Below are 11,761 nucleotides of genomic sequence, written 5' to 3'. Positions count from 1 at the left end.
TTTAATATGTTCGAGACCTAACGACCCCTGTCGTCCGACGGCGGGGCGTCATCACGCGAACATTGGAGACACCCCATGCCCAGCCTCACCGGCCACTTGCGCCGCGCGATTGCCGTTGCCGCTTCGTTCACCCTTACCGCGCTGGGCCCCGTTGTCTGCGCCGCCCAACCCGCGGCCGGCGGAGGCATTTCGGACGGCGTCGTGAAGATCGGTGTGCTCACCGATCTGTCCGGTGTGTCGAGCGACAATGCTGGCAAAGGCAGCGTGGTCGCCGCCACCATGGCGATCGACGACTTCGCGCACGATCACAAGGTGCTCGGCGCGCCGATCGAATTGATCTCGGCCGACTCTCAGGGCAAGACCGACACCGGCGCCACGATCGCCCGCGAGTGGTACGACCGCGACAAAGTCGACATGATCACCGACCTGACATTCTCGAACGTCGCGCTCGCCGTCGATCGCATCGCCGAGGAAAAGAAGAAGATCGCGCTGGTGACCGGCGCGGGTTCGTCGGCCATCAGTAATGAACAATGCACAGCGCACAGCGTGCAATGGATGTACGACACGTACGCGCTCGCGAATTCCACGTCGCAGGCGTTGCTTCGCCGAGGCCTCAAGTCGTGGTACTTCATCACCGCCGACTACGCGTTCGGTCAGGCGCTGGAGAAGGACGCCAGCGAGATTCTCACGCGCCAGGGCGGCAAGGTCGTGGGTTCGGTGAAGCATCCGGTGAACTCGCCCGATATGTCGTCGTACCTGCTGCGCGCGCAGACGTCCGGAGCGCAGGTGATCGCGCTGGCGAATTCGGGCACGGACACGCTCAACACCGTCAAGCAGGCGTCGCAGTTCAACATGATCCAGGGCGGCAAGCAGGTCTTCACGCCACTGTTGTCCTTGATCACTGAAGTGCACGGCATGGGCCTGAAGAACGCGCAGGGCATGATCCTCACGAACGGCTTCTATTGGGACCAGGACGACCGCTCGCGCGCCTTCGCCCAGCGCTTCTTCGCGCAGCACAAGAAGATGCCGACCATGATGCAGGCCGCCGTCTATTCCGCCGTTTTCAATTACCTGAAGGCGATTCGGGCGGCGGGCACCGACGACGCCGACACCGTCATGGCCAAGCTCAAGTCGATGAAGATCGACGACCCGGTGATCCGCAACGGACACATTCGCGCCGATGGCAAGCTGGTGCACGACATGCTGCTGGTGCAGGTCAAGACGCCGGCCGAATCGAAGTCGGCGTGGGATCTGTACAAGATCCTGGAGACGATTCCGGCCGACAAGGCGTTCGCCCCGTTGGCCGATTCGAAGTGTGCCCTGGTAAAACGGTAACCCGCGCGCTCAGCGCCTGAGATCGGTGGCAGACGCGGGTCGCGTCTCGCTGCCGCCTTGGGCGCCCCCTGCCGCGGGATCCTCCACGCGGCGGAAAATGATCGCCGACGCGAGCGTAATCAGCCCGACACATACGAACGTCAGTCGAAACCCCGCCACCGTACCGCCCATTCCGCCCTCGCCTGCCTGCCCGGCCAATTGACCGAACAGTGCCAACAACTGGCCGCCGATGGTCACGCCCAGTCCCAACGCAAGCATCTGCGCCATCGAGAACAGGCCATTGCCCGCGCTCGCGCGGCGCGTGCCAAGATCCTTCAGGGTGACACTGTTCATCGCGGCGAACTGCATCGAGTTCGCGCCGCCGAAGATCGCCAGTTGCCCCAACCCTAGCCACATCGGCCACCCCGGCCCGAACAGCGCGAAGCTCGCGATCGCACCGCCGACCACCGCCGTGTTGACCATCAGAAAACGCGTGTAGCCGAAGCGCGCCACCAGCGGCGTCACCATCCGCTTGACCACCACGCCCGCCAGTGCAACCGGCAACATCATCAGTCCCGACGCAAGCGGGCTATACCCCATGGCCACCTGAAGCAGCAACGGCAAAAGGAAAGGCACGGCGCTACTGCCAATCCGCGCGACGAGATTGCCCAGCAGCCCGAGGCGGAAACTCCGCGTCGCGAAGAGTTCGAGCGGGAACAACGGCGCGGCGCGACGCCGGGCATAAGGCCAATATCCCAGCGTCGTGACGACGCAAAGCAGCGCCAGCCCGACGGACACCCCCCATCCCCGGTCGGAGAACGGATGATCCAGCGCCAGTGTGAACGACACCATCGCCATCGAGAGCAGCGCGAAACCCGCCCAGTCAAAGCCGGCGTCGATGACCTCGTCACGCGCCGGAGGCGGCAAGTAGCGCCGTACCGCCAAGCTGCCGACGATGCCGATCGGCACATTGATCAGGAAAATCCAATGCCATGAGGCAACCTGCACCAGCCAGCCGCCCAGCACAGGGCCGATCATCGGCCCGACCTGCCCGGCAATCGACACGAACGCGAGCGCCGCCAGATATTGCCCCGCCGGGAAGGTGCGCAGCACCGCGAGACGCCCGATCGGCAAGAGCATCGAGCCCCCCGCCCCCTGCAACACGCGCGCGAGCACCAGTTGCGTCATCGTGTGCGCCATCGCACAGCAGATAGAACCGATCACGAACAGCAAAATCGCAACGAAATAGACGCGGCGCGTGCCGAACCGGTCGGCCAGCCAACCCGACGCCGGGGTGAGCATGGCCATCGTCAGCGAGTAGGCGACCACCACGGGCTGCATGCGCAGCGGGTTCTCGCCCAGGCTCGCCGCCATCGCGGGCAGCGCCGTATTGACGATGGTCGTATCGAGCGCCTGCATGAAAAAGCCCGCCGCTACGATCCACAGCAGCGCGGTGAGTGTTTTGTCTTGCGTCATGCGGCGTGGTGGCGAGACGCGGCGGTCAACCCCGTCCCTCAAAAGAATTAAGCGAAAGCAGAATTCTAGCCCGCTTCAGGCGGGCCGACCCTGTTGCGCCGCGCGCTCCACCTCAAACCCCGATCGCGCGATACCCCACATGTTCAAACCGATCCTCGTCATCGGTATTTTGTTCGTCTGCCGAATTATCCGCGCGGTCGTCATCGGCAAGCGCTTCGAGTCGGATGGCCGCATGCACGAGCGCGATGTGCGAAAACGCCTGCGGGAAGTTGCCGACCTGACGCGCATGATGCGTGTCGTACTCCTCGGCCAGCAGACCGACGTCGTTGCGCAACGACAGCAACCGCTCGAACAGGGCACGGGCGTCGCGCTGACGGCCGATCATCACCAGGCAATCGACCATCCAGAAGCTGCAGGCGAGAAACGCGCCCTCGCCCGCCGGCAGGCCGTCGTCGACCCGGCTCGTGCGATAGCGTTGCACCAGCCCGCCGTGCATGAGGTCTCGCTCGACCGCCTCGATGGTGCCTATGACGCGCGGATCGTTCGCCGGCAGGAAGCCCACGAGCGGAATCATCAGCACGCTCGCATCCATCTCCGCGGAACCATAGGCCTGCATGAACGCATTGCGCGTCGTGTCGAAGCCGTGCGCGCAGACGTCCGCATGAATCTCCTTGCACAAGTCGCGCCAGTGATCGATCGGCCCCGGCAGGCCGAAGCGCTCGGCCGACTTGATCGCCCGATCGAACGCGACCCAGGCCATGACCTTCGAGTAGGTGAAGTGCTGGCGTCCGCCGCGCACTTCCCAGATGCCCTCGTCCGGCTTGCGCCACACCGTCTCGAGATGCGCCACAAGCTTCGTCTGCACCTCCCACGTGGCCTCGTCCGGCGTCAATCCGCCCAGACGCGCCTGATGCAACGCGTCCATCACTTCGCCATACACGTCGAGCTGCAACTGCCCGACCGCGCCATTGCCCACGCGCACGGGCTTCGCCCCTTCATAGCCGGGCAGCCAATCGACCTCCCACTCGGGCAAACGCCGCTCGCCCGAGAGTCCGTACATGATCTGCACCTGCGACGGCGCACCGGCCACGGCGCGCACCAGCCAATCGCTCCAGTCGTTCGCTTCGGTGTAGTAGCCCCCGAGCATGAGCGCCTGCAAGGTGAGCGTGGCGTCGCGCAACCAGCAATAGCGATAGTCCCAGTTGCGCTCGCCGCCAAGCTGTTCGGGCAACGACGTCGTCGGCGCGGCCACCACGCCGCCCGTCGGCACGAACGTGAGCGCCTTGAGCACGATGAGCGAGCGGCGAATCGCATCGGCCCAGCGGCCGTCGAGCTGGCAGCGGTGAGCCCAGGTGCGCCAGTAGCGCTCGGTATCGGCGAGGGCGGCGAGCGGATCGATCTCGCGCGGATCGGCGTGATGCGACGGCACGCGCGAAAGCACGAACGGCACGGTGTCACCGGCCGTCACATCGAAGCGCGCGCGCAGACTGCCCGGCACATCCTGAATCTCGATGGGCGTGCGCACCACGACCTTGTCGGGTCCCGCGATGAGACGCATCCCCGGCCCGGTGGGATCGTCGCCGTCGAGCGGACGCGACCACGGCACCGACGCCCCATAGTCGAAGCGCAGGATCAACTCCATCGACATGGTCACCGTTCCGTGGATGCCCTTGACCAGCCGCACAAGGTCGGCCGCGCCGTCGCGCAACGGCATGAAGTCGATCACGGCGACGCAGCCCTCCACCGTCTCGAAGCGGGTCTCGAGAATCAGCGTGTCGTCGTGATAACGACGCGTACAGGTCACGCGAGGATCGTCGGGGGCGAGCTTCCATCGGCCATGCTCCGGGCCGCCAAGCAGCGCCGCGAAACACGCGGGCGAATCGAAATACGGCCAGCAGAGCCAGTCGATCGAGCCATCGCGCGCGACGAGCGCAGCGCTTCGGCAGTCGCCAATCATTGCGTAATCTTCAATACGTGCCGGCATGCTCACCTCGCGAAGGGAAGAGGAACAGCGCGCCCATCGGCAGACGATGGAGCGCAAGCGAGTGAAGCCCTATGTTACGCGCGTGGTCAAGACGCGACCATCGGGCCGGCGACGGGCCGAGACGATTGTCGGAGATACTGCCAGAAGTCATGCGCTCCCTCCTGTCGACGTTGGGCGTCGGGTCGGATTGATCGGTGGCCTGTCATGCGCCAGTCTAAAACCGACCGGCCACCGGGAGGGAAGTTCTGCGCTGCGCGTCAACACGCGGAGAATCCGCATCGCCGACGGTCGGCGTACGTCATGCACTCACGCGTGCCGGTCCTCCAGCGCATGCACCGCCCCCTGCGCGATCAAGTCGCGAATCCGCGTCGTGTCGAAGCCATACTCCATCAACACCTCGCACGTGTGTTCGCCAAGCCGCGGCGCGGGACCACCCGTGCGTTTCGGCGTCTCGGAAAAGCGGATCGGCAGACCGATGCTCCGTGTCGGGCCGTCCAGCGGGTGCACGGTTTCCACCACCATCTCGCGCGCTACGATCTGCGGGTGCGTCACCGCTTCGGAGATCGGCAACACCGGGCCGACCGGCAAGCCCACGGCGTCGAGCCGTTCGACCCAGCGCTCGGTGGTGTCGCGCATCAGGTACGCCGTGAGGCGCTCGACGAGTTCGGCACGGTGCGCCGTGCGCCCGGCGTTGGTGGCGAAACGCGGATCACCGGCGATCTCGGGGGCGTCGAGCACCTGCAGCAACCGTTCGTAGTTCGCCTGATTGGCCGCGCCGATATTGATCCACCCGTCTTGCGTTCGAAACGCCTGATAGGGGGTGCTCGTCGGATTCGCCGAGCCAAGCTTCGGCGGATTCTCGCCGCTCGCGAAGAAGTTGGCCGCCGCCCAGTACATCTGCTGGAATCCCGCTTCGAGCAGCGACGTGTCGACGATCTGTCCTTGCCCCGTGCGCAGTCGATGCGCGTACGCCGCCGAGATACCGAGCGCCGCCAGAATGCCCGCGTTGATATCCGCAATCGGCGAGCCCGCCTTGATGGGCGCCTGGCCCGGCTCGCCCGTCACGCTCATCAGGCCTGAGAGCCCTTGCGCAATCAGATCGAAGCCGCCTTTGTCGGCGTACGGGCCAGTGCGTCCATAGCCGGAAATCGAGCAATAGATGAGCGCCGGATTGGCTGCGCGCAGGGTCTCGTAACCCAGGCCGAGCTTCTCCATCGTCCCCTTGCGATAGTTTTCGGTGACGACGTCGGCGCTCGCCAGCATCTCGCGCAACACCGCGCAGCCGCCCTCCGTCTTGAGATTGAGCGCGATGCCACGCTTGTTGCGATTGAGCATCATGAACGACGCCGATTCGCCGTGCGGGAGGATCGGCGCAAAACGACGGGCGTCGTCGCCGTCCATCTTCTCGACCTTGATGACGTCGGCGCCCATGTCGGCCAGCATCATGCCGCACACCGGGCCGGACATGATGTGCGACAGCTCGATCACCTTGACACCCTGCAACGGCCCGCCGGCCGGTTTGACGGTATCGGTCATGTCACCGCCCCTCGAACACGGGCGGCGTCTTCGCGAGGAAGGCGCGATAGCCCGTCTGAAAATCGGCCGTGCCGAAGCACGCGAAACCTTCGTCGATCTGCGCGGCGCTGAGCGGCTGGCCGCTGGCCAGTTCGCGCACGAAGCGCTTGTGCCAGCGTGCCACCAGCGGCGCGCCGGCAGCGATGCGCGACGCGCTCTCCAAGGCCTCGCGCGTGACGTCGCCGTCGGCCACCACGCGGGTCACGAGCCCGATGCGCAACGCCTCCTGCGCATCGAAGATCCGGCCTTCGAGCAAGATCTCGAGCGCGCGCGAGGGACCGAGCAGACGGACCAGGCCCGATAGCTCCGCGTGCGCCATCACCAGGCCCAGCTTGTTGATCGGCGCCCCGAAACGGCTCGTTTCGCCGCAGATGCGCACGTCGCACGCCGCCGCGATCTCCATGCCGCCGCCGACGCAAATGCCGTGAATCATCGCGACGAGCGGCACAGGGCATCGGGACAAGGCGTCGAGCGTACGGTGCATGAGCGCGCCATACGTTCTTGCCTGCTCGACGTTGGCGCGATCGGTCTCGAACTCCGCAATGTCGTTGCCCGGCGCGAAGGACTTCTCGCCCGCCCCTCGCAGCACGATACAGCGCACGTCGGGCGTTTCGGACAACGTGAGGATTGTGTCCCCCAACGCCTGCCACATCGACTTGGTCAACGCGTTGAGCTTCTCAGGACGATTGAGCGTGACCCGCGCGATGGCGCCGTCTCGCTCGGTCAGAACGGTGGATGTCACATAGCCTCCTTCCAACGCCAGCACGCACCCGATGTCGGCCAGCCTTTCTTTTTGGTATACCAATTTTTTGTAAACGATAAGATCTTCGAGATGGGATTGGCAAGCGGCAATCGCAAAATTCAGGGTTAACGTGGAAAAAGCGCGCATTCTCGATTGACGACGGATGACATCCCCATCAAAATTGGCATTCCATTTTCCCGATCATTGCGCATGAGCACGTCCGCCTCGCTGAACGCCGCCGCTTACGAAGCCCTCAAGGCGCGCATCGTGCGCGGCGAGCTTCGTCCCGGCGCGCCCCTCTCGGAACGCGCGCTATGCGACGCGCTGGCTGTCTCGCGCACGCCGCTGCGTGAAGCGCTCAAGCGACTGGCGAACGAAGGGTTGGTGGAAATCTCGGAAACGCGCCGGGCACGCGTGGCGCGTGTGAGTGTCGACGAAGTCGTGAATCTGCTCGCAGTGATGGCAGTCCTCGAAGGACTCTCGGGCGAGCAGGCGTGCGAAAAAGCGTCGGAGGCCGATCTTGACGCCCTCACGCAACTGCAAGCCGACATGGAATCGGCTTACGCCCGCGCCGATCACGCCGCCTACTTCGCCCTGAATCAGCAGATTCACCTGAGCATTCTGCGCATGGCGGACAACGGGCCGCTGGCCGAGTATTTCCACAATCTCAACGCACGCCTGCGGTATGTACGCGAGCGATTGACGCCAACGCCCGAGCGCTGGCGTCAGGCCGTCGATGAACATGCGGAAATGCTCGCGCTGCTACGCCGACGCGATGGCAAGCGACTGCGCACGCTGATGGAAGCGCACCTGCGCAGCAAGACCGACGCCTATGTCGCCGCCATGCTCAACGAAGGATTGGTGAGTCTGGGGCGCGCGGCGTGAGCCTGTGAACGCATGAATGTGTGAGCGTGTGAACACGCCAGCGCATTCCGACGCCTGCGCCGCGCCGGCGTGTCACGCGGCGGCGAGTCGATGGGCGAGCACGGTGGCACACTTGGCCATCAGATGCCCACGCAATAGTCGGCCAAGCGCGGCACCGTCGCGCGCATGCAGGGCGCGCAGCATCGCAACATGCTCGTCGACGGCTTGCTCCCATTTGCCGGCATGCAGATTGGAGCGGAATCGCAGCGCCTGCAGCCGTTGATTGACCGATTGGTACATTTGCGTGAGGGCGGGATTACGCGCCGCCGCATTGATACGATCGTGAATCCGCTGATTGCAGTCGAAATAGCCGGGAAGGTCGCCGTTCGCGTGACACGTCATCATTTCGCTGTGCAACGCCTGGATATCGTCGATTTCCGCGGACGTGATGCGCTCGCAAGCCAATTCGCCAGCCAGCGCTTCGAGGCCGCTGAGCAGTTCGAAGGCATCGGCGATATCGCTGGCCGACAACGTCACGACACGCGCGCCGCGATTCGGCAGCAGTTCGATCAGCCGCTCGACGGCCAGCATCTTGAGCGCCTCGCGCAGCGGCGTGCGCGACACACCGAGTTGCTCGCACAGGGCGCGCTCGTTCAGATGCGCGCCCGGCGGCAGGGTGCCTTCGATCATCATCTTGCGCAGGCGGTCCATCACGGCAAGATGCAGCGCCTGCCGGCTGATGGGCGCCGCCGTCTCGCCGTCCGGCGGATGAATGACAGGGTCACGCAGGACGTTCAGGGTCACAGAGTGCATAGGCTTGGCCAGGTCGTTCGCTTGGAGAAGAAGGTCATCGACTGCACGCACTGCACTTTCGCAAGCCATGGCGAGCGTCCCCGCTGCCACATCGCGCGAAATATTACGAAATATTACGAAGTCCGATTCTCGCAGATCCCCAGGATTTTGACTACGTTAGGTGGTGTTTTCACCGAGTAGGCGTCATGTTCACCGCACTGCGCAACGACGACTGAATTTTGTATACGATGTGGAGCCACTTGCCTCCAGCGCATCGCTGGGGCATCGCTTTTTTCCCAGGAGACTTACAAGATGTTCGAGACCCCCGCCGTCGAATCGCTGGCCCAGTTGCTGGCCGACACCCGTCGCGGCGATACGCCGATCGCCTCCCCCGCCCCGGCGCTGCTGCCGGTGGACTTCGACGCCGCCTACGCCGTGCAATTGCGCACCCTCGATTTGCTCGGCGAGACGATCGCAGCGTGGAAAGTGGGGGCGAAAACGCCGATGGATCTGCCGAATTGCGCGCCGATTCCCGCCTCCGTCGTGAGCGACGCGTGCGGCACGCTGGCGTTGGGTGACTTCTTCCGGCCAGGACTGGAGTTGGAGATCGCGTTCCGACTGGCCCGCGATATCAAACCGGGGATTTACGACGAGCGTGAGGCGCTCATGTTTGTTGGCGAAACGCTCGTGACGATCGAGATCACCGACAGCCGTTTCGCGACGAGCGGTCTCGACAGTCGATTCACGTTGGCCGACTTGCAGAACAACGGTGCGCTCGTGATCGGGAGCGGGCGCGCCTACGATGCGTCGCTCGACTACCTGGCGCCGAAGCTTACGTTCTCGCTCGATGGGGTGAACATCGCGCCGGCGGACACGGGATTCAACACGGGGGGCGATCCGCGCACCTTGCTCACGTGGCTCGTGAATCACAACGGCAAGCGCGGCATCACGATGCACGCGGGCGCCGTGATCACCTGTGGCTCTTATGTGGGCATGCTTCCCGCGCGCGGTGCAGGCGTACTGCGCGGCACGATCGACGGGATCGGCGAGGCGTCCGTTACGCTGAAGTAAGGGTGGTCGATCGCCCGGGGTCGCCGTGAGTGTGCCCTTCGGTCAAGCCGCGACTTATCCACAGTTTTTGTTCACAACGTTGTGGACAACGAATGAGGCGCGGTTGCCAAGCGCTTGATCGGTATGGCGTTTTCGACCGAACGGATCAGGAGGCGCTCCCCGCAGGCAAACTGCCTGCGAGCGCCTACGATTTATCCACAGATTTTGTGTTCAAGTCTGTGGACAAGTCCTTGATGAGAGAACGCAAGCCGTTGATTCGACTCAGAGATTCAGTTGACAGCCGTCGTGGAAGCAGCGCTCTGGCGGTCCATCGCCAGCGCAAAGCTCTTGTTGCGCTCGCGAACGACACGGTGAATCAGGTCCCACACTGTATGCGCAACGGGCGAGAGCGAACGGTTCTTGCGCCGCACGAGCACGATGTTGCGCTCGAACGCGGGCAACAGCGGACGCACGGCCAACGTGGAGTTCTCCGGCAACGGCAACGCGAGCGGCGGCAGCACGCTCACTCCCAGCCCCTCCTGCACCATGCGGAAGATGGTGCTCACATGCCCCAGCTCCTGCGTGATCGTTCCCTGCACCTTTTGCGTGGTGAGCGCGCGATCGATGAGCGGACGACTGCCCGAACTCTGATTGAGCAGCACCAGATTTTCGCCTGAGAGCTCCGACCAGTGCACGGCCGCCTGCGTGGCCAGCGGATGATCGCTGCGGCACACCAGACAGAACGGCTCGCTCATCAGGTGCTCGGTCGTGAGGTCGTCCGCGCCCTGCGGCGCAACCACGATGCCGAAGTCCACATCGCCCGCGCGCACGCTGTCCAGAACGGCGCGCTGCATCTGGTCGACGAGGGCAAGCGCCACACCCGGATACGTTGCCTGCGACGCCAACAGCACACGCGGCATGAGCGTGGCCGAGATGGTCGGGGCGGCGCCGATGCGCACCCTTCCGGTCGTGCGGGCTTCCGCGCCATGCGTCTGCAGCAGGGCAATCTCGAGTTCGTCGAGCACACGGTCGAGACTGGCGGCGAGCGTCACACCGGCGTCGGTCAGGGCGACCTCGCGCGTGGTCCGGTCAACGAGACGCAGGCCAAGCTGTCCTTCCAGTTCATTGATGCACCGGCTGATGGCCGGTTGTGTCAGGCCGATCTCGGCCCCGGCGCGGCTGAAGTTCTTGCTGCGCGCCACGACCATGAAAACCTTCAGTTGTCTCAGCGATACGTTCATGTGCGATTGCCCTGCGGAAAATTAAGCGAACGAACCACCGCAGTGGCTCCGGCGCGCCGCGCTCGGCGGCGCGCCCCGTATTGCGCAAGTCAAACGGTCGCGGCGATCAGGCCGCTGCCTTGACCATCTCTTCGACCACTTTCTTCGCGTCGCCGAAGACCATCATGGTCTTGTCGAGGTAGAACAGGTCGTTGTCCAGCCCGGCATAACCCGCCGCCATCGAACGCTTGTTGACGATGATCGTCTTGGCCTTGTACGCCTCGAGAATCGGCATGCCGGCAATCGGCGACGTCGGATCGGTCTTCGCGGCCGGATTCACCACGTCGTTCGCGCCGAGCACCAGCACCACGTCCGTCTGACCGAATTCGCCGTTGATCTCGTCCATCTCCAGCACCTGGTCGTACGGCACTTCGGCTTCCGCGAGCAGCACGTTCATATGACCCGGCATGCGCCCTGCCACTGGGTGGATCGCGTAACGTACACTCACGCCCTTCTCGACGAGCTTGTCGGTCAACTCCTTCAGGGCGTGCTGCGCGCGGGCGACAGCCAGACCGTAACCCGGCACGATCACCAGCGATTCGGCGTTGCTCATCAGGAATGCGGCGTCGTCAGGCGAACCCGACTTCACCGGCCGCTGCGGTTGATCTCCCACTGCGCCCCCCGCCCCCGCCTGGGCACCAAAGCCGCCGAGAAGCACGTTGAAAAACGAGCGATTCATGGCTT

At 64.4% G+C, this 11,761-nt stretch carries 11 protein-coding genes; 3 read left to right on the top strand and 8 right to left on the bottom strand.

Annotated elements, in window-relative coordinates:
• The first annotated feature begins 75 nt into the window (after positions 1–75).
• Positions 76–1,335: an ABC transporter substrate-binding protein gene (locus tag BGP02_RS13600; protein WP_286798711.1), complete on the top strand. Its 1,260-nt coding sequence runs from the start codon at positions 76–78 to the stop codon at positions 1,333–1,335.
• A gap of 9 nt (positions 1,336–1,344) precedes the next feature.
• On the opposite strand, the gene mdtD is transcribed toward BGP02_RS13600, so the two are convergent.
• The 5 genes from mdtD to BGP02_RS13575 form a co-directional block, all read right to left on the bottom strand.
• Positions 1,345–2,790 (bottom strand): multidrug transporter subunit MdtD, encoded by a 1,446-nt coding sequence (gene mdtD, locus BGP02_RS13595; RefSeq protein ID WP_286798710.1) that lies wholly within the window; start codon positions 2,788–2,790, stop codon positions 1,345–1,347.
• A 112-nt stretch (positions 2,791–2,902) separates the two neighbouring features.
• Positions 2,903–4,774, bottom strand: coding sequence for a glycoside hydrolase family 15 protein (locus tag BGP02_RS13590; protein WP_286798709.1), 1,872 nt, complete (start codon positions 4,772–4,774; stop codon positions 2,903–2,905).
• The gene (locus BGP02_RS13585) at positions 4,758–4,925 is read right to left on the bottom strand and encodes a hypothetical protein (RefSeq protein ID WP_157211366.1); all 168 of its coding nucleotides are present in this window, start codon (positions 4,923–4,925) and stop codon (positions 4,758–4,760) included. The genes BGP02_RS13590 and BGP02_RS13585 overlap by 17 nt, the downstream gene beginning before the upstream one ends.
• A 155-nt stretch (positions 4,926–5,080) precedes the next feature.
• A complete protein-coding gene (locus BGP02_RS13580) occupies positions 5,081–6,310 on the bottom strand; it encodes a CaiB/BaiF CoA transferase family protein (protein WP_261938862.1) in 1,230 nt (409 codons plus the stop codon).
• Position 6,311: 1 nt separating this feature from the next.
• Positions 6,312–7,091, bottom strand: coding sequence for an enoyl-CoA hydratase-related protein (locus BGP02_RS13575; protein WP_026131685.1), 780 nt, complete (start codon positions 7,089–7,091; stop codon positions 6,312–6,314).
• Positions 7,092–7,301: 210 nt separating this feature from the next.
• Here BGP02_RS13575 and BGP02_RS13570 point away from each other — a divergent pair, with 210 nt between their 5' ends.
• On the top strand, positions 7,302–7,976 hold the full coding sequence (locus BGP02_RS13570; protein ID WP_039829942.1) for a GntR family transcriptional regulator: 675 nt from the start codon (positions 7,302–7,304) through the stop codon (positions 7,974–7,976).
• A gap of 72 nt (positions 7,977–8,048) precedes the next feature.
• Here BGP02_RS13570 and BGP02_RS13565 read toward each other — a convergent pair whose 3' ends face one another.
• On the bottom strand, positions 8,049–8,768 hold the full coding sequence (locus tag BGP02_RS13565; protein WP_017232461.1) for a GntR family transcriptional regulator: 720 nt from the start codon (positions 8,766–8,768) through the stop codon (positions 8,049–8,051).
• Between the two features lie 291 nt (positions 8,769–9,059).
• On the opposite strand from BGP02_RS13565, the gene BGP02_RS13560 reads away from it, so the two are divergent.
• Positions 9,060–9,818, top strand: a complete 759-nt coding sequence (locus BGP02_RS13560) for a 2-keto-4-pentenoate hydratase (protein ID WP_017232462.1) — start codon at positions 9,060–9,062, stop codon at positions 9,816–9,818.
• 269 nt (positions 9,819–10,087) lie between these two features.
• Here the strand turns inward: BGP02_RS13560 and BGP02_RS13555 are convergent, their stop codons facing one another.
• Together BGP02_RS13555 and BGP02_RS13550 are read right to left on the bottom strand one after the other, a co-directional pair.
• Positions 10,088–11,038 (bottom strand): LysR family transcriptional regulator, encoded by a 951-nt coding sequence (locus tag BGP02_RS13555; protein WP_017232463.1) that lies wholly within the window; start codon positions 11,036–11,038, stop codon positions 10,088–10,090.
• Between the two features lie 106 nt (positions 11,039–11,144).
• Positions 11,145–11,761: NAD(P)(+) transhydrogenase (Re/Si-specific) subunit beta (locus BGP02_RS13550; RefSeq protein ID WP_286798708.1), on the bottom strand; the 617-nt coding region annotated here is incomplete at its 5' end.

This window comes from Pandoraea sp. 64-18 (assembly GCF_001899225.1).
Taxonomy (GTDB): Bacteria; Pseudomonadota; Gammaproteobacteria; order Burkholderiales; family Burkholderiaceae; genus Pandoraea; species Pandoraea cepalis.
Note: the sequence above shows the minus strand (reverse complement) of the source record. Positions and strands in the feature narration are given on the sequence as shown.